The organism is Mesorhizobium sp. WSM4820 (genome assembly GCF_055811075.1).
Window position 1 is genome coordinate 31,585 of the sequence record NZ_JBVVQN010000024.1, and the last position, 24,669, is coordinate 56,253.

The window sequence follows — 24,669 nt, forward strand, 5'->3', positions numbered from 1 at the left end:
GGGCAATGCATATGGCAGACCAATGACCGATACGCCGATGACCGACACTGTTGAAACGATCGACTATTCCAAGACGCTTTATCTGCCGCAGACGGATTTTCCGATGCGCGCCGGCTTGCCCGAGAAGGAGCCGCTGCTGGTCAAGCGCTGGCAGGACATGGAGCTTTACCGCAAGCTGCGCGAAAACGCCGCCGGCCGCGAAAAATACGTGCTGCATGACGGCCCGCCCTACGCCAACGGCAGCATCCATATCGGACATGCGCTGAACAAGATCCTCAAGGACGTCATCACCCGCTCGTTCCAGATGCGCGGCTACGACTCGAACTACGTGCCCGGCTGGGATTGCCACGGCCTGCCGATCGAATGGAAGATCGAGGAGCAATACCGCGCCAAGGGCAAGAACAAGGACGAGGTGCCGGTCAACGAGTTCCGCAAGGAATGCCGCGAGTTCGCCGCACACTGGATCAAGGTGCAGGGCGGCGAGTTCCAGAGGCTCGGCGTCGTCGGCGACTTCGACAATCCCTATACGACGATGGCGTTCCATGCCGAGGCGCGCATCGCCGGCGAGCTGTTGAAATTCGCCATGTCGGGCCAACTGTATCGCGGCTCCAAGCCGGTGATGTGGAGCGTTGTCGAGCGCACCGCGCTGGCCGAGGCCGAGGTCGAGTACCAGGACTACGAGAGCGATACGATCTGGGCGAAGTTTCCGGTCGTCAGCCTCGCTCGTCAGGTCACCAACGTCGAAGATGGGCAGCCAGCCTTGGATCCGAGGCTGACGCAGACGTCACTGGACTTGCTGGAGGCCGATGTCGTTATCTGGACGACCACGCCATGGACCATCCCCGGCAACCGTGCCGTCAACTATTCGCCACGCATCAATTATGGCCTCTACGAGGTCACTGCGGCCGAGAATGCTTTCGGCCCGCAGCCTGGCGAAAGGCTGATCTTTGCCGAAGCGCTGGCGGAAGAGGCTGCGACCAAAGCCAAGGTGACGATGGACCGCCTCCGTAGCATTTCGGCCGAAGAGCTTGGAAGCCTTACGCTTTCTCATCCCTTCAAAGGTTTGAATGGCGGCTATGAATTCGACGTCCCAATGCTCGCCGGCGAGCATGTCACCGACGAAGCCGGTACCGGTTTCGTCCACACGGCGCCGGGCCATGGCCGCGAGGATTTTGACGCCTGGATGGATGCAGCTTCGGATCTTCGCCAGCGCGGCATCGACACAGCGATCCCGTTCACCGTCGACGATGCCGGCTTCTTCACCAAGGATGCGCCAGGCTTTGGCGCGGACCGCGAGGGCGGTGCGGCGCGCGTCATCGACGACAACGGCAAGAAGGGCAATGCCAACCAGGCGGTCATCGACGAGCTGATCAAGCGCAATGCGCTGTTCGCGCGCGGGCGGCTGAAGCATTCCTATCCGCATTCGTGGCGGTCGAAGAAGCCGATCATCTTCCGCAACACGCCGCAATGGTTCGTCTTTATGGACAAGGAGCTCGGCGACGGCACGACACTGCGCAGCCGTGCCCTGAAGGCGATCGACGACACCCGCTTCGTGCCGGCCGCCGGCCAGAACCGCATCCGCGCCATGATCGAGGAGCGCCCCGATTGGGTGCTGTCACGCCAGCGCGCCTGGGGCGTGCCGATCGCCGTCTTCGCCGATGCCGACGGCAACGTCCTGCGCGACGAGGCGGTCAACCAGCGCATCATCGACGCCTTCGAGAAGGAAGGCGCGGACGCCTGGTTTGCGGCCGGCGCCAAGGAGCGTTTCCTCGGCAATCACGATGCCTCGAAATGGCAGCAGGTTATGGACATCCTCGACGTCTGGTTCGATTCCGGCTCGACCCATGTCTTCACCCTGGAGGATCGTCCGGATCTGAAATGGCCGGCCGACGTCTATCTCGAAGGTTCCGACCAGCATCGCGGCTGGTTCCACTCCTCGCTGCTCGAAAGCTGCGGCACCAGGGGCAGGGCGCCTTACGACACCGTCGTCACCCATGGTTTCACCATGGACGAGGAGGGGCGGAAAATGTCGAAGTCGCTCGGCAATACCGTCGTGCCGCAAGACGTCATCAAACAGTCGGGCGCCGATATCCTGCGGCTATGGGTGGTGACCACCGACTACTGGGAAGACCAGCGGCTCGGCAAGAACGTGCTGCAGACCAACATCGACGCCTACCGCAAGCTGCGCAACACCATCCGCTGGATGCTGGGCACGCTTGCCCATGACGATGGCGAGGACGTGCCGCTGGACAAGATGCCGGAGCTGGAGCGGCTGATGCTGCACCGGCTCGCCGAACTCGATGAAGTCGTGCGGGCGGGCTACGACGCCTTCGAGTTCAAGCGCATCACCCGCACGCTGCTCGACTTCATGGTGGTCGAGCTGTCGGCCTTCTATTTCGACATCCGCAAGGACGCGCTCTACTGCGAGGCGCCGTCCAGCGTGAAGCGCAAGGCGTCCGTGCAGGTGGTGCGCCATCTGTTCGACTGCCTGGTGAAATGGCTGGCGCCGATGCTGCCCTTCACCATGGAGGAGGCCTGGCTCGACCGTCATCCGGACGCCGTCTCGGTGCATCTCGACCAGTTTCCGCCAATCCCGGTCGGCTGGAAGAACGAGGCGCTGGCGGAAAAATGGCGCAAGGTGCGGCAGGTCCGCCGTGTCGTCACCGGCGCGCTGGAAATCGCGCGCGCCCAGAAGGTCATCGGCTCGTCTCTGGAAGCGGTGCCGGTCGTCACGCTCGATGATGCGGCGCTCGAAGCGGCGATATCGGATGTCGACATGGCCGAAATGGCGATCACCAGCGATCTGGTCATTGCGCATGGCAACGCGCCTTCCGGCGCCTTCACGCTGGACGACGTCAAGGGCGTCGCTGTGGTGGTCGAGAAGGCCGAGGACCGCGGCCTGCTCAAATGCGCGCGCTCATGGCGCTACACGGCCGATGTCGGGCAGGACAAGCAATTCCCCGATGTTTCGGCGCGGGACGCGGCGGTGCTGCATGAATTGAAGGCGCTTGGTCGTATATAAGGCGGTGCACAAATGCCACGGCGGGCGGCTGATCGGCCTCGGCTCGTTGCCCTTAACGAGTGGTTGAGATAAACACGCGAAACTCCGGACGACAAATTGTCGCCGGATTTCCGTCGGAAGAGCATAGGCGATGGGGACCGGACCTTTGGCCGGCGGCGATCGAGAGGCTGTCTAGAGTGGGACTTTTTGGCATGACCGAAAGAACTTGCGCGCGCGTTGCGCTGCTGGCGCCGCTTGTCGTATCCGGCCTGGCCCTGTCCGGCTGCATGGGCTCGCCGACCTACGGGACCGACAAGACCGCCTCCGCCCAGCTTGCCGGCGATCTCACCAGCGCTTTTTCAGTCATGCCGAAGAACAAGCAACGGATCGACTACAAGCCGCGCCCCGAACTGGTGAAGCCGGCGCCGGGACAGAAGCAACTGCCGCCGCCGCAGGACAGCGCCACGGCAAGCGCCGATTGGCCGGAATCGCCCGAGCAGCGCCGCGCTCGCCTGCGCGCCGAGGCCACGCTCAACCAGGACGATCCGTCCTACCAGGCGCAGATCGTCGATGACGTCCAGACGGATCCAACCGCGATCAAGGCTGCGATGAAGGACTCGGGTTCCAGTCATCCGCCGGCCTGGAAGCCGGCGGATTCGGACAAGGGCCGCGCCGCCGAAGTCAAGCGCCGCCTTGCCGAACAAAAGCAGGGCGACCCGAACACCCGCCGATATCTGAGCGAGCCGCCGGTGCAGTATCGCGCCGCTTCCGCCACCGCGCCGGTCGATGACCTCGGCGAGGACGAGTACAAGAAAGCACGCCGCCTCAAGCGGGAAGCGGCCGCCAAGAACAAGAGCGGCGGCATGTTCGACTGGCTGCCGTGGTAAGCTGCCGGCGCTAAGAAATCCTGCGACGTTAGGGTTCGCGTCGCTCCCTGAAAAAATCCTTCAGCAGCAGGGCTGCGTCGCGCTCGGCCATGCCTGGATAGATGTCCGGTGCATGGTGGCAGGTCGGTGAGGCGAAGAAGCGCACGCCGTTGACCACAGCGCCGCCCTTCTCGTCGGCGGCGCCGAAATAAAGCCGGCGCAGCCTGGCGAAGGAAATGGCGCCGGCGCACATGGCGCAGGGCTCCAGCGTCACATAGAGATCGTGGCCGGTGAGCCGCTCGCTCGACAGCTTGCGGCAGGCTTCGCGGATCGCCAGCATCTCGGCATGGGCGGTGGGGTCGGCAAGCTCGCGGGTGCGGTTGCCGGCACTGGCAACGACCGTATCGCCGCTGGCGATGACCGCGCCGACCGGCACTTCGCCGCGCAGGGCGGCGGCTTCGGCCTCCTTCAGTGCCAGCGCCATGAAATCCGGCCGCTTCAAGCGGTTTCCATTCCGATTATCTCCTCGCTACTCCGGCGTGATCCTGTTATCTAGCGCATGATCCCGAAAACCGGAATCGGTTTTCGGAAGGGATCATGCACCAAATCAAAGTCCTACAGCGTCCTTTGCGCGTCCGTACGGACGCGCGGCGCTGTAGTGCAAACGAGCAAAGCTACATGGACGACAAAAACAAGAAATTCCCGCGCCAAAGGGGTCCGGGCAAGAACGGCTCGAAACCATCGGGCCCGCGTGGTCGCGATGTCGCTGCCGGCAAGGGCGGCAAGCCGTCCTTCGGCGCGAAAAAACCGTACGCGCCGCGCGGCGACCGGCCGCTGGCGGCTGACGGCGAGCGGCCGAAGCGCGACTTCAAGGCTGGCGACCGGCCGTTCAGCAAGGGGCCGCGTCCGGAAGGCAAGCCTTACGAGAAGCGCGAAGGGCCGCGAAAACCGTACGCGCCGCGCGGCGACCGGCCAATGGCGGCTGACGGCGAGCGGCCGAAGCGCGACTTCAAAAGCGGCGACCGGCCGTTCAGCAAGGGGCCGCGTCCGGAAGGCAAGCCTTATGAAAAGCGCGAGGGGCCGCGCAAGCCATACGCGCCGCGCGGCGACCGGCCGGCGGCTGCCGAAGGCGAGCGCAGCGAAAGGCGCTTCGACCGTCCCAAGGGAGACTTCAGCGATCGCCCAAAACGCGACTTCGGCGATCGGCCCAAGCGCGATTTTGCTGGTGATCGGCCCCAAGGGGCATCGGGCGGCTTCAAACCGCGCCCGCGTCCCGCCGAAGCGACGGAAGAGGCTGGTGAGCGCATTGCCAAGCGGCTGGCCCGCGCCGGTCTTGCCTCGCGTCGCGATGCCGAGGAGCTGATCGCGGCCGGCCGCGTCAAGGTTAATGGAAGGGTGCTGTCCTCGCCGGCCTTCAATGTGATGCCTGGCGACATCATCCATCTCGACGGCATGGAGATCCCGCCGATCGAGCGCACCCGGCTGTTCCTGTTCCACAAGCCGGCCGGCGTCGTCACCACCAATCGTGATCCCGAGGGCCGCAAGACCGTCTTCGACGTGCTGCCGGCCGACCTGCCGCGGCTGATGACCATCGGCCGGCTAGACATCAACACCGAAGGCCTGCTGCTGCTCACCAATGACGGCGGGCTGGCGCGCGTGCTCGAACTGCCGGCGACCGGCTGGCTCAGGCGCTACCGCGTGCGCGTCCACGGCAAGGTCGAGGAAAGTGCGCTCGCCGGCTTGCGCGAAGGCATCGCCGTCGACGGCGTCTTCTATGGCGCCATCGAGGCGACGCTCGACCGCGAGCAAGGCACCAACGCCTGGCTGACGCTTGGCCTGCGCGAAGGCAAGAACCGCGAGGTCAGGAACATACTGGGCTCGCTTGGTCTCGACGTGACGCGACTGATCCGCATTTCCTACGGACCGTTCCAGCTCGACGACCTGCCCGAGGGCCATGTGCTGGAGATCAAGGGCCGGGTGCTGCGCGACCAGCTCGGCGAACGCCTGGTCGAGGAGTCCGGCGCCAATTTCGACGCTGACATCACCAAGCCGTTTTCCAACAGGCCGGTGCGGCGCGAAGCGGTGCGCGAAGAGGAACCTGAGCGGCCGAAATTCACCCGCGATGGCGAACGCCGTCCGATCGGCGAAGGCGGATTGATCAAGAACCGCAAGCGCCGCGAAGGCAGCCGCGACGAGGCGCTGGGCAAGCTGTCGACAAGTCCCGGCAGAAGCTTCGGGACGGAAAAGAGCTTTGCCGATCGCGGCCCCAAATCTGAACGTAGCGGGCCGGGCGGCTTCGGCGGCAAACCGGGCGGTGGGAAAAAGTCCGAACGCGAGCAGCGCCCGATCGAGCCGCCGGGCCAGCGCAAGGCCAATGTCTGGATGGCGCCCGGCGCGCGGCCGATCGGCAAGGGCAGGGCGGACGCCGATGCCGCCAGGGCGGCCGAAGCCAAGGAACGCAAGGCCTCGTTCAAGCCGTCTTATGGCAAGCCCGCCCATGGAGGGGGAAAACCCGGAGGCGCAAAGCCGTTCGGCAAGCCGCGTGGCGAACGCCCAAATGATGGCGGCAAAGGCGGCGACCGACCGCGCAGCGGCCCCAAGGGATCCAGGGGAGGCAATGCGGATCGTCGGCGGTGAGTTTCGCGGGCGTCCGCTGGCGACGCCCCGCTCAAGCGCCATCCGCCCGACCACCGACCGCACCCGCGAGGCTGTCTTCAACGTGCTGGCGCATCGTTTCCCCGATAGGCTGGTCGGCGCGCGGGTGCTCGACCTGTTCGCCGGCACCGGCGCGTTTGGCCTCGAGGCGCTGTCGCGCGGCGCATCTTATGGCGTCTTCATCGAAGAATCGGCGGAAGGGCGCGGCCTGATCCGCACCAATGTCGAGGGCTTCGGCCTCACTGGGCGTACCAAGATATTCCGTCGCGACGCTACGGCTCTGGGCGAGGCGGGCACGATGGCCGCGTTCGGCCTGGTGTTCGCCGACCCGCCCTATGGCAAGCGCCTGGGCGAGCGTGCCTTGCGCTCGGCCAAGGCCGGCGGCTGGCTCGTCCCCGGCGCGCTCTGCGTCGTCGAGGAGGCGGCTGCGGCGCCGTTCGAGGCAGGGCCGGGCTTTTCGGTTGTCGACGAGCGAAGCTATGGCGAGACCGTCATCCGCTTTATCGAGGTTGAATGAGTAGCGTCTTCCCTTCTCCCCTTGTGGGAGAAGGTGGCCGAGCGAAGCTCGGTCGGATGAGGGGTGTTGGAAGGCTCTCTACCTTGAAGAGGCAAGTGCTTAAAATCGCTAGATATTTTTATGCCGCACTCCGTCCAGCACCCCTCATCCGTCTCGGCGCTGCGCGCCGATCCACCTTCTCCCACAAGGGGAGAAGGTTGGCGCAGCGCCTTCAAAATGACGAACAAATCAATTTGCCTGTGGCGATACCCCCGCCTATCGTCCCACCCCATGACAACCGGAGTCGTTAATGACATCTCAGGCTGACTGGCTGCGCGGAACGCTTTTTGCGCTGGCTGTCGTGATGACCGGCCCGGTTCTGGCCGACAACAAGCCGGACGACGGCAAGGTGACGAATTTCCTGCTCGACAACGGCATGGAGGTTGTTGTCATCCCCGATCGCCGCGCACCGATCGTCACTCATATGGTGTGGTACAAGATCGGCAGCGCCGATGAGCCGCCGGGCAAGTCCGGCATCGCCCATTTCTTCGAGCATCTGATGTTCAAGGCGACGACCAACCATGCGGCCGGCGCGTTCGACCGCGCCGTCTCCGCCATCGGCGGTTCGAACAACGCTTTCACCTCCTATGACTACACCGCCTTTTACGAGACGGTGGTGCCGCAGGCGCTCGAGCAGATGATGGATTTCGAGGCCGATCGCATGCGCAACCTCATCCTCAACGACGACGTCATCGCCACCGAGCGCGACGTCATCCTCGAGGAACGCCGCTCGCGCATCGACAGCAATCCGCAGGCAGTGCTCGGCGAGGAGGTCGACGCCACGCTCTGGCAGAACCAGCCCTATCGCATTCCGGTGATCGGCTGGATGCAGGAGATGGAGAAGCTGAACCGCGCCGACGCCAAGGCTTTCTACGACAAATATTATACGCCCAACAACGCCGTGCTGGTGGTGGCCGGCGACGTCGAGCCGCAGGCGGTCAAGGCGCTGGCCGAAAAGACCTATGGCAAGGTCGCGCGTGGTCCAGACCTGCCGCCGCGCATCCGTCCGGTCGAACCCGAACAGAACACCAGGCGCACGGTGACGCTCGCTGACGCGCGTGTCAGCGTGCCGAATTTTTCGACGCAATGGGTGGTTCCCTCCTATCACACCGCGAAGCCGGGCGAAGCGGAAGCGCTGGACCTGCTGGCGGAGATCCTCGGCGGCGGCAGCCGCAGCCGGCTGTACCAGCAGCTTGTCGTCAAGCAAGGCATTGCCGCCGAGGCCGGCGCCTTTTTCCAGGGCACCATGCTCGATGCCACCAACTTCACCGTCTATGGCGCGCCGCGCGGCGACGCCAAGCTGGCCGATGTCCAGGCGGCGGTCGAGGCCGAGGTCGCCCGCATCGCCAGCGAGGGCGTCACATCGGGCGAGTTGGAGAAGGCCAAGGATCGTTTCGTCCGCTCGATGATCTTTGCCCGCGACAAGCAGGATTCGATGGCCAACATCTACGGCGCGACGCTCGCCACCGGCGGCAACGTCCGGGATGTCGAGGAATGGCCGGGCCGCATCCGCAAGGTCACCGCCGACGAAGTCAGGCAGGTTGCGGCGCGCTATCTCAATCTCAACCATTCGACATCAGGCTATCTCTTGCCGCAGACACAGGCAGGGAATTGATCGATGAGGGACCAGCATAGCCGCGACTTCCCTTCTCCCCTTGTGGGAGAAGGTGGCCTCGCGAAGCGAGGTCGGATGAGGGGTGTTCCAGCTTGGCACCGACATCGTTCCGGCCAACACCCCTCAACCGTCTTGGCGCTGCGCGCCAATCCACCTTCTCCCACAAGGGGAGAAGGGAGAGCCGCGCGCGTTGCCACCCCTTTAGTTACCCTGCTCCTCTCCCTCGTCTTCCTCGTCCTGCCGGCGCTTTCCGCTCGTGCGGCCATGAGCATCCAGGAGGTGACGTCGTCAAAGGGCATCACCGCCTGGCTGGTGGAGGACTATTCCGTGCCGCTCGTCGCCATCCGCTTCGCCTTCGACGGCGGCACGACGCAGGATCCCGCTGGAAAGGTGGGCCTTGCCAATCTGATGAGCGGCCTGTTCGACGAGGGCGCCGGCAATCTCGACAGCGAGTCCTTCCAGATCAAGCTCGACGACGTCGGCGCCGAGATGAGCTTCGAAGCGGCGCGCGACGGCACCTATGGCTCGATGCGCATGCTTGCCGAGCAGCGCGACGCGGCGTTCGACCTGTTGCGGCTGGCGGTCACCGAGCCGCGTTTCGACCAGGCGCCAATCGACCGAATTCGCGCGCAAGTGCTGTCCGGCATCATCGCCAACGAGCTTGACCCGGACACGCTCGCCCAGCGCAAATGGCTGGAGGCACTATACGGCGCCCATCCCTATGCGTGGCCCGAAGAGGGCACCAGGCAAAGCATCGCCACCATCACGCCGGACGATCTCATCGCCTTTCACAAGGCGAATTTTGCTCGTGATGGCCTGCATGTGGCGGTGGTCGGTGCCATCGATGCCGAGACGTTGAAGAAAAAGCTCGATATGGTCTTCGGCGGCCTGCCGCAACATCAGGCGCTTAGCGCGGTCGCCGATGTCGATCCGAAACTCAACCAGCAGATCGAGGTCAATTACGACCAGCCCCAGACGTCGCTGCAACTCGCCTATCCCGGCGTCGAGCGGAGTGCGCCGGATTTCTTCGCCGCGGTTCTGATGAACGAGATCCTCGGCGGCAGCGCCTTCACCTCGCGGCTGTTCGAAGAGGTGCGTGAAAAACGCGGTCTGGCCTACAGCGTCAGTTCCGACCTGGTCGACCACCGGCACGCCAACGCCCTGGCCATCACCACGGCGACCCGCGCGGACCGGGCGGCCGAGACTTTGGCTGTCGTGCGCGAGGTGGTGAAGCGCATGGCCCAGGAAGGGCCGACCGAAGCAGAACTGGCGGCGACCAAGAAATACTTGATTGGCGCCTACGCCATCAACAACCTGAACTCCTCCGCCGCCATCGCCGCGACGCTGCTCGAGCTGCAGCTCGACAAGCTCGGCAGCGACTATATGCAGCGCCGCGCCGCCCTCATCAACGCGGTGACGCTGGATCAGGTCAAGGCGGCGGCGAAAAAGCTGCTTTCCGCCGAGCCGGCCGTCATGGTCGTCGGGCCGAAGCACGGCGAGGCCAAGGAGGAATGAGCCCAAATGGGGGGCAGGGCCAAATGAGGGGCAGGGGATGAGCCCGAGCTTCGGCATCGCCTTCGGCGGCGGCGGCGCGCGCGGGCTGGCGCATATCCATGTCATCGAGGTGCTGGACGAGCTGGGTATAAGGCCGGTCGCCATATCAGGCTCATCAATCGGCGCCATCATGGGCGCCGGCATGGCTTCGGGCATGGCCGGCAGCGGCATTCACCACTACATGCGCTCGATCCTCGGCCGCCGCGCCGAAGTGGCGGCGCGCATGTGGCGGGCGCGGCCAGGCACCTTTGCCGAGGCGCTGCAGGGCGGGCTGGGTGTCACCCAGTTCAATGTCGAGCGCATCCTCAAGGCATTCATGCCCGACGCCATACCCGAAAGCTTCGCCGAGCTGAAAATACCGTTGAAGGTGACGGCAACGGATTTCTTCGGCCATAAGCTCGCCGTGCTGCGCGACGGCGACCTGCATTCAGCGCTTGCCGCTTCGGCGGCTATTCCCGCGGTATTCCGACCGGTGATGCGCGACGGCAGGCTGCTGATCGACGGCGGCATCTACAATCCGGTGCCGTTCGACCTGATCGAGGACGACGCCGACATCATCATCGCCGTCGACGTCGTCGGCGCGCCGGCCAAAGGCGGGCGCAAATACCCGACCTCCGTCGACCTGATGTTCGGCGCCACGCAATTGATGATGCAGTCGATCATCGCCGCCAAGCTGAGGCAATGCCAGCCGGACATATTGGTTAGGCCGGCGGTGTCGAAATACCGCGTGCTCGATTTCATGAAGATCGACGCCTTGATGGCCGAAACGGCTGATATCAAGGACGAGCTGAAGCGGGAGATCGAGAAGGCGGTGGAGGCGCGGGCCAAGGCCGACACGAGCAAGCGCCCCAAGCAGGTTGGGGGCGTGGCGCGGAAAGTCTGACGCCTGGCGGCTTCAATCGAAACAAGCGCAAGCGCCGAACATTTTCCGCCGGACCGGAACCGTTTGGCTGATCGCTTCCCGGTCCGGCACTGGACCCGGCCAAGCCGGAACTGATCAAGACCATCCGCGGCGTTGGATACCTGTATCCAAAGCGGTGAACGAGTGTGGTTCAGGGACCAGGCTGCCCGGCGGGCGGAACGATCTGCATGACGAGGCGCATCAGATCGGCCTGGCGGGAGGCGCCGGTCTTCTGGAAGATATTGTCGAGATGCGTCTTGGCGGTCGCGTTGGCAATGTGAAGGCTGGCGGCGGTCTCGGCCAAGGTGTGCCCGGCGACAAGGCTGGCGAGCACGCGGGTTTCGGCGAGCGTAAGCCCGAAGGCTCTCGCCAGCATTCCGGCGGCGTCATGCTCGTCCGGTGCATTGCCGATGAACACCGCGGCTACCGCCGCGGGTTCCATGCCGGCGCGCAGGTCGCCGCCGGCCATCGGCAGCACGCGGGCGAAGACGGGCGGCAGGCCGGATTCGCTGAGGAGGACGGCAAGCCCTGTCTTACCGATGCTGACCTCATCCTGAGCCGCAAGCATGATGGCGCTGTGAAGTTCCCTGGAAGCCGACGGGATCTTCGCTTGCAGAATGCCCCGGACATCCTGGATCGGGCCGCCGCTCCGCAGCATGTGCTTGGCCGAGCGGTTGGCGTGCAGGACGGCGCCACGTTCATTGGTGAGGACCACGGCGCATGTGAGCGCATCGAGTGCCTCGGCCATTCCTGCGCGCTCGACAGTGCCGATGTCCAGCATGTTGCTGATTATCACCGAACGGCGCACATGCGGCTGCAACAGTCTGCCAAGCTTGATTTCGCGCTCGGTGATAATGCCTTGCCGCTTATGCCGAGCAACGGCGAAGCCGGCAAGGCGGGTAGGGGTGTGGATCAGGAAGAACGACATGACGTCGACCAGGCCTTGCGGCTTCAGGAACTCCTGAAAATATCGGGAGGTCTCCAGGTAGGTTTGAGGGACATGGCGTGAGACCACATGCGGCATATCGAGCGAAGGCCATGTCGAGAGATCCTCGAGCAGCCGGGCGTGGATCTCGGGGATATATTTCGCCTGTTGCTCCAGCCAGTATGGCTCTATTCCCACGGTCCTGTAGATCAGCAGCTGATCATTGGCGAGGTCGTCAAGCTGCAGAACCGCAGTCTGGGCATCGAGCGCATCCCTGATCCCAGCCAGCGCCTGCTCCCATCGCCCCGGGTCGAGTGCGCAATCATAGATTGAGCCGATCAGCTTCGACAGATCATGATGCGACAATGCCTTGGCCATCGACGGCCCCCCGCATGTCGACAGCGCGTCCGACGCGGAAAGTAGCGCGCTCCCACAAGTGCTCTCGCCTCTCCAAATTTTAGCGATCGCTTAAATTCCGATTATCTCCCCCAAACAGGGGATGCGCAAGCACCCGGGCGGTGAAATACTCTCGCCCAGAAGATAAGGTCACACTTAACTGTGACAACCAGTGGGGTTCAGCGCGTTCCTGGCTCGCGGGCCTTCGCCACTGTGGTGCAGCCGGGGGGACTAATCCAGAATTTCTGCCTGCGTGCGCCGACTAACACGGCGCGCGACCGTCTATTGTTGAAAACTTGAGCCGGGTTCGTCCCGGACAATTCGGGATGGAGCAGCATTATGTACAGATACATTGCTTTTGCAGCACTTTGCATGGCGGCGATGCCCGCGCATGCCGACGAGCTTGGAGCCATGAAGGCTGAAAGCATCGATCTCGCCGGCTTCCTTGGTGTCGTCTATTACACGCCGCAGGAGGACGGCTATCGGGTGGTCACCACAATCGCGCAGGGCGAGGCTGGCTTGCCGGTGCGTTTCGTGGCGACACTGACCGAGAACCAGATGGTCGCGGTCTCAGTGCCGGGCAAACTGGGCGAGTCGGACCAAATCATCGACATATCGCGTGTCGGCGGCAAGCTTGTCGTAAGCCCGCATCCGATAGACGGGATCGTGGTTTCTACCCCGAAGCTCGCCGTCGACTGATCCAGGGTTGAGTGATCCAACATCAGTGATCCAACATCGAGTGGTCCAACATCGAGTGATCCGGGGGCATGCGCGTTGCGGCGGCGCTGGATGAGCCTGCAACATGGGCGACAGACGATGTCTCCATGGTTCGTCCTGGCTGTTGTTGTCTTTACCGTTGCCGCCGGCTTCGCCGCGTCTTCGCAGGCTGAGCTGGCCCCTGGCAAGTTCTACGAGGCTGTCGGCAACAAGGTCGATGCGCGAACCTATAACGGTTTTCGTCGCTACCATGGCAGCTGCAATCACTGCCATGGCCCCGACGGCATGGGCTCGACCTTCGCCTCGGCGCTTGTCGACCGGCTGCCCGGCATCGAGGTCTTTCGGCGCAATGTTCGCGACGGCGTGCGCAGCGGCACTTCGGTGATGAAGGGCTTCGCCGACGATCCCAACGTCGCTCCCTACATCGACGACATCTACGCCTATTTGCAGGCCCGCGCCGATGGTGCGCTTGGCCGGGGTCGGCCCGAGAGGCTTGAAAATTAATGCATGTCGCGCAAAAGCATGCCCTCGGGCCTGATCCGAGGGTGTGCAGCGGTTTTGCGATAACGACATGCATAAAACAACAACCTAAAGCGCGTCGCTTGAGCCGGTCGAACGCGACGCGCTTTAGTGCCATTGCCTGCCGACCGCAGGCGCTTCACCAAAGGACGGCGAGACGGTCGTCGCCGAGCGCCACATGCGTGCCGAAAGGTGAGCACTCGCGCTCAAGCATGGCCGCGAGCCAGGCGGCATCTTCGCGTAGGGCGCGGTTTAGCCGGAACCTGGCGAGCTGGAACGGCACCAGGTCGAGCGAAACAAGCGTACCGCCCGGTTCGGCGAGCCGCGGCAGGTACATCAGCGCAAGCTCACCACGAAACGTTTCGTTGCCGGTGATTCCCTCATAGTCGGTGAGGAAGTCGCCGCATCCGTAGAGGATCAGCCGGCCGTGATGGATTTCGATCGGCTTGGGATGATGGGAGGAGTGCCCATGCACGACATCGAAACCTGCGACATCGATGAGAGCATGGGCAAGCGCGCGTTGTTCAGCCGGGACCTGGTAGCCCCAGTTGCCGCCCCAGTGGATCGAGGCCACCGCGAGGTCGCCAGGCTGTTTTATGGCTTGCACGGATCGGGCGATCTGCTCGAGCGACCGGGCCGAGAGATCCGCCAGCAAATTGACGCCTGGCTTGTAAGCTCCGGCTGCCCATGAAGCTGGAACGCCGCTGGTCTCGAGCGCAAAGCCGAAGACCAGCACGCGGCCCCCGCCGGCCGGTTCAATGACGGCAGGCGCCGCCGCCTCGTCCGCGTCAAGCCCGGCCCCGGCATAGGAGAGGCCGGCAAGTCGCAGCGTATCGAGGGTCTCGACGAGGCCAGGCTCATCCCAGTCGAGCACATGGTTGTTGGCGAGCACGCAGCAGTCTATCCGTGCCGCCGCCAGGCAGCCGATGTTTGCCGGGTTCATCTTGTAATTGATCCCCTTGGGCGCCAGGGACAGGCTGGTGGTGATGCTGGTCTCGAGATTGATGATCCGCGCGTCGGGCGCTTCACGATCCAATTCGCTCAGCGCATCGCCCCAGACATACGCCTCGTCGACCTTTCTCGGGATCGGGCCGTTGACGCGTTCGGCAAGCTCGACATAGGTAGTCGCCGATTTGACATAGCGCTCGCCAAGGTGCGGATCGCCGGGACTGGCGAGGACCTGGTCGATGCCGCGCCCGAGCATCACGTCGCCACACAGGAACAGCTTTGCGCTGCTTCGGACGGCGGCATTGTTGGCGATCTGCGGCATCGCTCTCGAATCTCCTGCGTGCCAACACCCGGTGACCCCAAGGGGTTCCCAGCCAATTTGCGCGGATCGCATCGTGCGCCGCGAGATCAACCTGTTCGTCGACCACAGCCAGATCGTGCAGTTCGAGGCGCATCGCTCCGGCATCCGGGGAACCAAGAGCACCTGGGGGCGGATTCAGAATGTTGGTGAGGGGGCTGAGCGACCGCGAACGGCAATCACCCCAGGTTTGCGCTGCCCCTCATCGCCCTGCCGGGCACTTCTCCCAGTATAGCCGAGGCTTTCGCTCTACGATGTACCCCCACCCCTAACCCTCCCCACAAGGGGGAGGGAGACTTCTGCTGGCGCTGACCTCGACAAATTGCCTGTCTTTCCAAAGGCAAAGTGAGGGCGCGCGGCAGCGTTCCCTCCCCCTTGTGGGGAGGGTTAGGGTGGGGGTCCATCTTCGCAAGAATCCCTATTGGAGCGTGGCTTCATTCCAGCTTGGCGCTGTCAGCCCCACTTCATCTCGCCGGTGGCGACCTTGGAGCCGATGTCGAGCGCCACGCCCATGCCGAGGCCGGGGAAGCGGGCTTCCATGGCGGTCTTGAGCGCGGCCGCGTCCTTGGCCTTGGCCAGTTCTTCCTCGAAGGCGATGAGATAGGTTTTGGTGTGCTCGACGCCCGAAATGTCGGTGGCGGCGCCCGGCGTCATGTGGCCGGGTACGACGATTTCAAGTTTGCTGGCAACAATCTTATCGAGATTGGCGAGCCAGGCGGCGCGATGTTCCTTGCCCGACGTGTCGGCGGTCCAGACATGCACGCCCGAAAAAATCATCACCCCGCCGAACACCGCATTCAGCGACGGCACCGAGAGATAGCGCCGGTTGGCAAGGCCTTCGGCATCGACGATCTCGATGGTCTCGCCATCGACGGTGAGCGTCTTGCCGTCGAAGACTTCGGGGATGACGACATCGGCGAGCGCCTGCGGGCCATTCTCCTTGAGCTGCGGCCCCCAAACGGCGATTTTCTTGTCGACGCTGCCATTGATGGCGGCCACCGTCTCGGCAGCGGCGATCACCCGTGCCTGCGGAAAAACCTGCTTGATCGGCTTGAGGCCGAAATAATAGTCCGGGTCGGACTGGCTGACGTAGATGGTGGTAAGCGTCTTGCCGGTCGCCTTGATCGCCTCGGCCACGGCGCGGCCGTCGGAATAGGTGAAACCGCCGTCGATCAGCAGCGCCTCGGAGGCGCCGGTGATCAGCACCGGGGCGCGAAAGAAGCCGTGTTCGCCAGCCGGAAAATGTTTCCAGGAAAGCCCTGCGGCTGCACGGCCAAGCCCGGCGGGAGCGAAGACGGCGGCGGCGCCGGCGGCGAGGGTGGTTTTCATGATGGCTCTCCGTGTGAACATGGATCTCTCCTGGGCTTGAGAATGCGGAATTCGGGCGGGCGCATCTTCCGGCGCAGCCTCGATGCCGGGAAGATGCCAGAGGCGGAATGCGTATTGAAGGCCAACAAAATAGACGTAATGTATGCCATTGCCTGACAATGAGGTCGCATTAGCCATGAGCCGCGCATGAACCTGAACCGGCTGGCCTATTTCGCTGCGGTGGTCGATGCCGGCTCGTTCACGCGGGCCGCCGAGCGGCTGGGCATAACCAAGGCGGTCGTCAGCCAGCAGGTGGCGCGGCTGGAGCGTGATGTCGGAACGACGCTGCTGATCCGCACGACGCGGCGCGTCCATCCGACCGAGGCCGGCCGGACATTCCATGCCCGCTGCCTGCAGGTTCTGCAGCAGGCCGAGGATGCCTTCGACGAGCTCGCGCAGGCCGCCGCCGAGCCGACCGGCACGCTGCGCATCGCCGCGTCCAACGATTACGGCACCTCGGCGGTGGTGCCGGTGGTCGCCGCCTTCAGCGCGCGCTACCCCGCCTGCCGGGTGGAGCTGACGCTGGGCGACGAGACCATCGACCTGGCGTCCGGTGGGATGGACGTGGCGATCCGCGTCGGCTGGCTGGCCGATTCCAGCCTGCAGGCACGGCGGATCGGCACATTTGGGCAATTCATGGTGTGCGGCGCCGAGTGCGCCTGGCGCTTCAGGGTCGGCGACCCGCAAGGCCTGGCCGGGCTGCCCTTCGTCGCCAACATGGCGCTGCGCGAACCGCTGCTATGGCAATTTTCGCGCGGCGACGATGAGCATGAGGCTGTGCGCATGCAGGCAACGATCGCCATCGACGCGACGCCGGCAGTGCTGGCGGCCGTCCGCGCCGGTGCCGGCCTGTCGGTGCTGCCGGACTTTTTGGTGCGGGATGAGTTGGCCACGGGCCGGCTCGTCCAGGTCCTGCCCGAGTGGCAGCTGCCCTCCGGAGGCATCTACACAGTCTACCCCGCCGCACGGTTTCGTCCGCCCAAGGTGACGAGGTTTGTCGAGATGCTGATTGCTGCTGAGCAGCGGATGGGGTGAAGCGGGGAGCGGGCGCTGTAAGGTCGGGGCGAGGCACGCTGATGACCGAAACGGGCGAGCTTGGAGCGCCGAGGCCGAAGCTGCCGATCTCCCCCTCAAGGGGGGAGATTGGCCGTCATCGGCGCCTTCGCCAATCACCAGCGTTGCAAGATGACCGCCAAGGCCCGAACTGCCGATCTCCCCTCTTGTTGGAGGAGATGACCATCTCGGGCAACAAGCACCGACCGCCCACCACTGCTTCGCGCTTCTCCTGCCGGTTGGAATTGGCGCCGGGCGACAGGTCGACTGAGATCGACACTGCCGGGCTCTAACTTTATCCCTTTTACCCGGCAGCGTCTGGGAGTATAATTAGCCTTCACTAAAATAAAGGTTTGAAAACGGAAAAACTTCCGTCTTTGGGCGGGGGCACCTATGGAGGATCGCATGCTCAGCGGTTTCGGCAAGGCCTGCGCGGTAATCCTTTTTTCAGGGAACTGCGCTTTCGCCCAATCGGAGTTGATAGAACCAGAGGCTGGAACGTGGAAGACATGGGTAATCACGTCTGGCGAGGACTTCCGAGTCCCGCCGCCGCCTGACGCCTCCGCCGCAGCAGCCGAATTGGCACTGATGCGGGATCTCTTGGCGCAAAAGGATACGGCTGCCGCCGACAAAATCACCTTCTGGGACGCCGGCTCGCCTGGATATCGATGGATCGATCTGGTCAACAATCGCCTCCTCGAAAACCAGCAGATTCCAAATGCGCACCGAGTCTACTCCTATTTGACGATGGCGATGTATGACGCCACTATTGCTGCCTGGGACGCGAAGTACTTCTACAATCGGCCGCGCCCGAGCGAGGCGGATGCGACACTGGCGACTGCGCTGCCGCCGCCGCGGAGTCCCTCCTATCCATCCGAGCATGCCGCAGCCGCCGGAGCTGCCGCGACCGTTCTTTCTTATTTCTTTCCCGAAGAGACATCGGCGTTCAAGACAATGGCCGAAGAAGCGGCACAGTCGCGTGTCCTTGCCGGTGTCCAGTTCCCAAGCGATTCTTCAGCCGGCCTGGAGTTGGGGCGCAGGGTCGCAGAGCAGGTGATTGCGCGGGCAAAGGCCGATGGCTCCGATGCGGCGTGGACCGGCACTGTTCCGACCGGGCCGTGCATGTGGGTCGGGAACAAACCCGCCAATGTAAACATGCCAAACTGGAAGCCGATCCTGCTGGCGGCATCCGATGAATTCAGGCCGCCGGCGCCGCCCGACTGCCAGTCCGCGGCCGTAAAGGCCGAGATGGACGCAGTCCGACAGTTTGAGCGAAAATTCCCTAGCAGCTACAAAGCGTTCTACTGGCAAAGCCCATCCGGCCTGTTCACCGATTGGTATGATTATGCCAGCAAGTGGATGTTCGAGGACAAGACGGATACGAACCCGCCGCGTGCCGCGCGGGCTTACGCGATGCTCGCAACGGTCCATTACGACGCCTTCATTGCAAGCAATGACGGGAAGTACGCCTATTGGTACCTGCGGCCCAACATGCTTGACGCGAGCATCACTCCCCTGTTCGCGGTGCCGGCCCATCCCAGTTATCCGTCGAACCACTCCGCGCTCTCGACTGCCCGATGCGAGGTCCTGGCGTACCTGTTTCCCGGCCATGCGGAGTTCATCCGCGCGGCTGGCAAAGAGGCGGGTGATTCCCGCGTCTGGGCAGGCATCCACTATGAAATGGACAACCGGGCCGGCGCCGCGCTCGGTAAAGCGGTCGCGGGGAAATTTATCGAGCGGGCAAAAACCGACGGGGCGGACTAGCGGAAGGAGGCCTTCTTTTGATGCCATCTCGACCATTTGCGACCCATGGCAGTTGGCCGAGCAAGTCCTTGACATCGACGAGATCGCTAGCATCGAGACCTCGGTGAATGAGACATAAACATTGTGAGCGCGAGCCGCTGCGTCGTGCCCGTGCTCATGATGTAGCCGCATGTGGCTGAGAGCGGCTCGCGAACACACCGAAAGTCCTGAGCAGAAGGAGGAGACAGGGGGCAGGGGCGCCGAGGCTGAAGCTGCCGATCTCCCCCCTTGTGGGGGAGATGGCCGGCAGGCCAGAGGGGGGCGCGGTCCCGCCAACCTATCAGTCGATTGCATAGCGTAACCGCGCAAGTTCCCAGCCCATCACAGGTTGAAACGAAGGCCGGCGTTCTTTCGCGCCCCCTCTGCCCTGCCGGGCACTCCCCCATGAGGGACCTATGAGGGGGGAGATTGCCCGTCATCGGCGCTCGCTCATCACGACTTCGCAACTACAGGCGCATATTCAAGCGCCACCACGCCATTGCTGAATGGCGTGGCCGAAATCAACTGAGCAACCTGACGCGGTCGACCAGGTTATGGCGCAGCAATTCCTGCGCGACGCTGAGGCTGCCATGCACATAGATGTTGCCGCCGCTGCCTTGCTTCAGTTGCCTGACCGCTTCCGGCAACGCGCCCTTCAGCAACTCGGCCGGTTTCCAGTCGAGCGCCTTCAAGCTCGTCGACGCGACATACTTCGGCAGCGCGTTGAACCGGTCGGCGAAATCTCCGGTTTCCTTGGGCCATGAGCCGGCAAAAATCTCATAGGTCGTGCGCCCCAAAAGCATGGCGCCGCTGTCGGCAAGCTCATCCTCCTTGAACTTTTGCATTTCATCGCTCCAAGTCACGCTGGGCAGCTTCTCGACCTCGGCGATGCCATCGACGCTGATGAATTCGGTGACGATGAGTTTTCTCATGGCGCTCTCCTTTTGTCAGAGGACGGATGGCGGTGGCCCTTTGCGACACGTTCCGTGAAAATAGCGCGGTCGCTTGTTAGGGGCTTTCCCTATCCGCCTCCAAAGGACCGATACCATGGGGAAAAGCTTCTCCGACCTGGACTAAGTTCCCAAGATCGGATTGGTGTTATTCCCCAAAGAACGCATTGCAGGAAGCTCATGGGATTCGGGGTCTTCATTCACCGCCCAGATTCGATCTACAACGACCGCCCCGCAGAGCAATACCAGTTTCCTCGCCCGTATCTACGCCGTGTCGAAGCATGCGTCGGTGACTGGATCATTTATTACGAGCCTAGCAAGGTAACAGATACCCGTGGCTATTACGCGGTAGCCAAAGTCCAACAGGTAATTCCCGATCCTGTGACGCCTGATATGTATCTCGCTCTGATTGAGCCCGGAACCTATCTCGATTTCGTCAATCCTGTCCCGTTCAACGGAACTGACGGTCTCGTTGAACGAGGCTTGCTCAACGACCAAGAGCGGATTTCCGGTCGCGCCCAATCGGCCGTTCGGCCGATTGGGCCAAGCGACTTCAACCGCATTATCGATTTGGGCCTGGAGACGAATGAGTTGTTGCTACCGCGCGTTGATGAGACCGGTACATCTGCTGGCTTTCAGGATGAGCAGGCGCCATTCGAATTCGAGCAGAGCCGTGATCGCGTAAGCTACATCGGATCGCGAATTGTGCGGGATCGCATTTTTCGTCGCATCGTCTTGCGCGCCTATGATGAGCGGTGCGCGATCACGGGACTGAAGTTGATCAATGGCGGCGGCCGGGCCGAAGTTTCCGCCGCCCATATTCGACCGGTCGAAGCGAACGGCCCGGATGTCATCAACAATGGGATCGCACTGTCTGGTACAGCACATTGGATGTTCGATCGCGGATTGATCAGCCTATCCGATGACTTGGAAATTCTGATCTCGCGACAGGTCAACGACCTCGACAGCGTGCAGGCATTCATAAACAAGGCCCGTCGCGCGCTTCCGCCTCGCCGACAGTTTGAACGCCCGCATGCTCATTTCCTGCAATGGCACCGCGACCACTGCTTCAAGCAGTGAGGCGCGTCGCCGGACACCCGACCTCAGTCGACCCGATGTTCGGCGCCGCGCAACTGATGATGCGGTCGATCATTGCCAACAAGGTGAGGCAGTGTCAGCTCGATCATCTTGATCCGCCCGGCGGTGTCGAAATACCGCTTGCTCCATTTCATGAAGATCGATGCCTTGCTGGCCGAAACGGCTGACATTATGGACGAGCTAAAGCGGGAAGGTGGTCGGTGCAGGGGTGCGCCTCGCGAAGGGGAGAGTTGGAACTGTCGCTTTTGACCCTGACCGGACCTTCCGGGACCGATTTTACTTTCAGAAACCGGACATTCGGGCCCAACCAGCGCGCATGACCCGAATCGGCCATTCCGGCCGCCTATTGGCGTCACGGAAGCGGGCCCCCATTCGAGCGAGCGAGTCCCGCTCCGCGATCTCCATCGCCTCCGCAGGTTCTTCGCTCGATGAGCAGGAAGCCACCCAGATGCTCCTTGGTCTCTGCGAAAGGCCCGCCGGTCCAACTCGCCTTGCCGGCACGAACGCGCAATAGAGGCTTCGCTACACCCAATACGGTCGGACGCCGTAGTAGTCGTAAACGCGGCGGCCACTCTCGGCATTCCAGTCGAAATCCTGGTCGCGAGCATAGCGCGGAGCGCCTTCAACTTGCTCCTTCGTGATGTCAATGCGGAATCCTGCAAGGCTCTCGTCATAGTCGAGCTTCTGCCACGGCAGCGGATAGTAGTCGTCGCCAATTCCAAGAAAACCACCAAAGCTGAGAACGGCATAGGATACCCTGCCGCCCCTCTTCTCGAGGATCAGCCTTTCGACCTGCCCGATGTGATTTCCCTGGATGTCATAGACGTTGGTGCCGACGACCATGTCGCTGGCGATAAGGTCGTGGGTCTCACGAATGTCGGGGTCCTGGTTTGTCATGATTTGCTCCTTCCCGTCGGTATGGAGCAAAAACGGGTCCGTCCCCTCGAAGTTCCAAGGATTGTGCGGACCAGCCGTCAGCAATCTTCTGGCTTGAGCGAGCGATCGTAGGCAACTTTTTGCTCCATGCTGTAGTCCATCAGGAACATGGCGGCGCGATCGCCGCAACCGTTATGCCTCTGACATATCGGATCTGGTCGTCTTTGATCCCCGAGTAACTTGCCCATTCACGCGTCAGCCGCGATAGATGAATTTCCAGCCTTCTTTTTCGTCCTGACTGATCTGTTTCTTGACCTGAGGCAGGAAGTCGCTTTCGGCGACGTCGGTGCCCCAGACGGCGAGGAGGGCTCCGTCGGGGATTGGAAGGCCGCGCCATCGCCGTCCTTTGAACGATGCAACAGTTCGAACTCGGGCGGCACGTCGAAAACAAACCCAAACCTTTCGATGCCGAACTCCTGCCATTCCTGCGCCCCCGCCTGAGCGAAGGAGAGCATTAACGCCGAGAAAACCAGCAGGGTTCGGCCCATGGCCCCGGTTCTCTTGTTTATCTTACACTAATGTAAACTGCGACAATGTAGGGATGTTCCGTTTTCAAGAATCGCCTCTTCAGTAGCCGCACAGGAAGCGATTTTCACTGTCGCCGGAGGTTGGTAGAGTTGCGCGTCGCGACCGGAAGAGGTCGCGAAATCGATGCCGCCAGGTGAAGTTCTAAACGGCAGTTTCAGACAGATCGGTTGTGCAGAATCGGCCGTTGACGTCCCAACCGGCAGAGTTGTTTAGCGCTCTAAGTCCGACCTTAATGCATATCCAAGGCTTGGTGCGGGAAACCGGCATCGCCGCCGAACAAGGTCGCGAGTTCCGTGAACTTTAGCAAGTGCAAATGACCGACAAGCCTGAAGTCACTGATGCGGGTGAGAACAGGCTGTGTAGGTGCTGCGGTCGGTGACCGTCAACGATCCGAATGTAAGGGTCTAGGCAGCAGGGCCGCGATACGGTTGCGGCCCTGACGTCTGATCAACCCTTGAGACGATCCTTGATCTTGTCCTCGGTCTTCCCAAGGCCCTTCTTGGTGCTTTCGTCAAGCTTGCCGGCAGTTCCGCCGGCACTCATTTTCTTGTCACCAGCCGGTTTGCCAGGCTTTGCCTTAACTTCGCCGCTTTTCGCAGAGCGCTTCACTTCATCCTTGTTCATGGTTTCTCTCCCATAGCTGGGAAACCAACATGCGCTCTCACTGAAAGTTCCAGCAGCCAAGGAAAATAAGCATGGCCGGCTCCGAAATGAAATCGATCGCGCATCTCACGCGTGAACGAAGGAAAATGGGTGCGTCGATGAACGCGTTCGACGGAATGCCAAGATGGCCGGATAGTCGAAGATGCGATCAATTGGGAGCAACTCCGCCATGCCGCCAAGCTCAGGCCCCGGTCCAGGTGGGCAAGATGGACGCGGTGATGTCCAACCCGGTTTCCGCAGCGTGGTATCGACCCGCGTAATCGGCATTTGAACTCTACAGCCGGCTCAGCGATCAGACGCCTTCCCATCGGCTCGCTGCGCAATCGGCTGCATCTTTGCCCCGCAGGCATCCCTCACGCCTGACGGCGTAGTCGAGCGGTAGGATCGGGCATCATGCCGGAATGGCTAACGCTGACCAACGAAACGGCTCGCCCGATCGCCAAATACTGTGAAGGACATGCAGGCAGGCCGCGAAGATTGACCGAATTGATTTGCCAGGGAATCGGGCCCCTCCTACGCCGGCACGTCAGGCGAAGGCGGCCACCCCCATCGTTACAACAGCCACGGCCATCACGACGGTGGTCAGCCATCCAAGCCATTTGAGCACCCCGGTGACGACGAACTGCCCGAGCACATCCCGGCGTGTGGCGAAATACATCATGATCCCCATGACCGGAACGGCGACGATGCCGTTGATCACCGCCGTCCAGACAAGCGCCTTTATCGGATTTATCGGCGTGAAGTTGAGCACCGCCCCGATCACGGTCGCGAGCGTGATTGTTCCGTTAAAGGCTTTTGCTTTCATGGACTTTCGCGTCAGCCCGGTGGGCCAGCGTAGCGCTTCGCCGATCGCGTAAGCTGCCGAGCCGGCCAGAACAGGCACTGCAAGGAGGCCCGTGCCGACGATGCCCAGGGCGAAGAGCGTCGAAGCAAGGGGGCCGGCAAGAGGGCGCAGCGCTTCCGCCGCCTGTGCCGAGGTCTCTATCTCGGTGATGCCGCCCGGGTGCAGCGTGGACGCCGCGGTCAGAATAATCGCCAAGCCGACGATGTTCGAGGCTGCCATCCCGGCCATCGTGTCGAAGCTTATACGTTCAAGAGCAGCCGGGCCTTGGGCGGGCTAATAATCGGGATGTTAGCATCATGAATCTTTATCCTGTGTTCTCCTATCCGGATGACAACCAGTGTCCGCAAAAGGGGGTCGACTCCGGCCGGTGGCTGAAGGTCAGCTAACGAGGCGCGCTGCGAATGACCGGTAGTGGCGCAAAGCGGTCGTAGATCAC

General features: G+C 62.7%; 19 protein-coding genes and 2 pseudogenes. 13 read left to right on the forward strand and 8 right to left on the reverse strand.

Annotation, left to right across the window (positions count from 1 at the left end; translation table 11 throughout):
- The first annotated feature begins 37 nt into the window (after window positions 1-37).
- On the forward strand, window positions 38-3,022 hold the full coding sequence (gene ileS / locus AC0L2R_RS28980; RefSeq protein ID WP_473513027.1) for an isoleucine--tRNA ligase: 2,985 nt from the start codon (window positions 38-40) through the stop codon (window positions 3,020-3,022).
- Between the two features lie 191 nt (window positions 3,023-3,213).
- A complete protein-coding gene (locus AC0L2R_RS28985; protein WP_473512949.1) occupies window positions 3,214-3,888 on the forward strand; it encodes a hypothetical protein in 675 nt (224 codons plus the stop codon).
- 28 nt (window positions 3,889-3,916) lie between these two features.
- Here AC0L2R_RS28985 and AC0L2R_RS28990 read toward each other — a convergent pair whose 3' ends face one another.
- Window positions 3,917-4,369, reverse strand: a complete 453-nt coding sequence (locus AC0L2R_RS28990) for a nucleoside deaminase (RefSeq protein ID WP_473512951.1) — start codon at window positions 4,367-4,369, stop codon at window positions 3,917-3,919.
- 176 nt (window positions 4,370-4,545) lie between these two features.
- Between AC0L2R_RS28990 and AC0L2R_RS28995 the strand changes: the two genes are divergently transcribed.
- The 5 genes from AC0L2R_RS28995 (at window position 4,546) to AC0L2R_RS29015 (ending at window position 11,130) form a co-directional block, all read left to right on the forward strand.
- Window positions 4,546-6,504, forward strand: coding sequence for a pseudouridine synthase (locus AC0L2R_RS28995; RefSeq protein ID WP_473512952.1), 1,959 nt, complete (start codon window positions 4,546-4,548; stop codon window positions 6,502-6,504).
- Window positions 6,485-7,039, forward strand: a complete 555-nt coding sequence (gene rsmD, locus AC0L2R_RS29000) for a 16S rRNA (guanine(966)-N(2))-methyltransferase RsmD (RefSeq protein ID WP_473512953.1) — start codon at window positions 6,485-6,487, stop codon at window positions 7,037-7,039. Before AC0L2R_RS28995 ends, rsmD begins: the two co-directional genes overlap by 20 nt.
- A 289-nt stretch (window positions 7,040-7,328) precedes the next feature.
- Window positions 7,329-8,693: a M16 family metallopeptidase gene (locus AC0L2R_RS29005; protein WP_236371372.1), complete on the forward strand. Its 1,365-nt coding sequence runs from the start codon at window positions 7,329-7,331 to the stop codon at window positions 8,691-8,693.
- Window positions 8,694-8,957: 264 nt separating this feature from the next.
- A complete protein-coding gene (locus AC0L2R_RS29010; protein WP_473512955.1) occupies window positions 8,958-10,208 on the forward strand; it encodes a M16 family metallopeptidase in 1,251 nt (416 codons plus the stop codon).
- A 37-nt stretch (window positions 10,209-10,245) separates the two neighbouring features.
- Window positions 10,246-11,130: a patatin-like phospholipase family protein gene (locus AC0L2R_RS29015; RefSeq protein WP_473512958.1), complete on the forward strand. Its 885-nt coding sequence runs from the start codon at window positions 10,246-10,248 to the stop codon at window positions 11,128-11,130.
- A gap of 169 nt (window positions 11,131-11,299) precedes the next feature.
- Here the strand turns inward: AC0L2R_RS29015 and AC0L2R_RS29020 are convergent, their stop codons facing one another.
- Window positions 11,300-12,451, reverse strand: coding sequence for a helix-turn-helix transcriptional regulator (locus AC0L2R_RS29020; protein WP_473512959.1), 1,152 nt, complete (start codon window positions 12,449-12,451; stop codon window positions 11,300-11,302).
- A 357-nt stretch (window positions 12,452-12,808) separates the two neighbouring features.
- Between AC0L2R_RS29020 and AC0L2R_RS29025 the strand changes: the two genes are divergently transcribed.
- Window positions 12,809-13,168, forward strand: coding sequence for a hypothetical protein (locus AC0L2R_RS29025; protein ID WP_091590730.1), 360 nt, complete (start codon window positions 12,809-12,811; stop codon window positions 13,166-13,168).
- Between the two features lie 117 nt (window positions 13,169-13,285).
- Window positions 13,286-13,690 (forward strand): cytochrome c family protein, encoded by a 405-nt coding sequence (locus AC0L2R_RS29030; protein WP_473512961.1) that lies wholly within the window; start codon window positions 13,286-13,288, stop codon window positions 13,688-13,690.
- Window positions 13,691-13,844: 154 nt separating this feature from the next.
- On the opposite strand, the gene AC0L2R_RS29035 is transcribed toward AC0L2R_RS29030, so the two are convergent.
- The gene (locus AC0L2R_RS29035) at window positions 13,845-14,975 is read right to left on the reverse strand and encodes a CapA family protein (RefSeq protein ID WP_473512963.1); all 1,131 of its coding nucleotides are present in this window, start codon (window positions 14,973-14,975) and stop codon (window positions 13,845-13,847) included.
- Window positions 14,976-15,464: 489 nt separating this feature from the next.
- Entirely contained in the window at window positions 15,465-16,361 is an 897-nt protein-coding gene (locus AC0L2R_RS29040; protein WP_473512965.1) for an MBL fold metallo-hydrolase, read from the reverse strand.
- A gap of 165 nt (window positions 16,362-16,526) precedes the next feature.
- Between AC0L2R_RS29040 and AC0L2R_RS29045 the strand changes: the two genes are divergently transcribed.
- Window positions 16,527-17,414, forward strand: a complete 888-nt coding sequence (locus AC0L2R_RS29045) for a LysR family transcriptional regulator (protein ID WP_473512966.1) — start codon at window positions 16,527-16,529, stop codon at window positions 17,412-17,414.
- A 423-nt stretch (window positions 17,415-17,837) separates the two neighbouring features.
- The gene (locus tag AC0L2R_RS29050; protein ID WP_473512968.1) at window positions 17,838-19,196 is read left to right on the forward strand and encodes a phosphatase PAP2 family protein; all 1,359 of its coding nucleotides are present in this window, start codon (window positions 17,838-17,840) and stop codon (window positions 19,194-19,196) included.
- A 539-nt stretch (window positions 19,197-19,735) separates the two neighbouring features.
- Here AC0L2R_RS29050 and AC0L2R_RS29055 read toward each other — a convergent pair.
- Window positions 19,736-20,146 (reverse strand): dihydrofolate reductase family protein, encoded by a 411-nt coding sequence (locus AC0L2R_RS29055; RefSeq protein WP_473512970.1) that lies wholly within the window; start codon window positions 20,144-20,146, stop codon window positions 19,736-19,738.
- A 198-nt stretch (window positions 20,147-20,344) separates the two neighbouring features.
- On the opposite strand from AC0L2R_RS29055, the gene AC0L2R_RS29060 reads away from it, so the two are divergent.
- Both AC0L2R_RS29060 and AC0L2R_RS29065 read left to right on the forward strand, forming a co-directional pair.
- Complete coding sequence (locus tag AC0L2R_RS29060; protein WP_473512971.1) at window positions 20,345-21,244, forward strand: HNH endonuclease; 900 nt, start codon at window positions 20,345-20,347, stop codon at window positions 21,242-21,244.
- Between the two features lie 14 nt (window positions 21,245-21,258).
- Window positions 21,259-21,511, forward strand: a pseudogene (locus tag AC0L2R_RS29065) (patatin-like phospholipase family protein); the annotation flags it as partial.
- 273 nt (window positions 21,512-21,784) lie between these two features.
- On the opposite strand, the gene AC0L2R_RS29070 reads toward AC0L2R_RS29065, so the two are convergent.
- The 3 genes and pseudogenes from AC0L2R_RS29070 to AC0L2R_RS29080 all read right to left on the reverse strand — a co-directional run.
- Window positions 21,785-22,159, reverse strand: coding sequence for a PRC-barrel domain-containing protein (locus tag AC0L2R_RS29070; protein WP_023799003.1), 375 nt, complete (start codon window positions 22,157-22,159; stop codon window positions 21,785-21,787).
- Between the two features lie 1,014 nt (window positions 22,160-23,173).
- Window positions 23,174-23,350 (reverse strand): hypothetical protein, encoded by a 177-nt coding sequence (locus AC0L2R_RS29075; RefSeq protein WP_023799002.1) that lies wholly within the window; start codon window positions 23,348-23,350, stop codon window positions 23,174-23,176.
- Window positions 23,351-23,915: 565 nt separating this feature from the next.
- Window positions 23,916-24,506, reverse strand: a pseudogene (locus tag AC0L2R_RS29080) (NRAMP family divalent metal transporter); the annotation flags it as partial.
- Window positions 24,507-24,669: the final 163 nt, after the last annotated feature.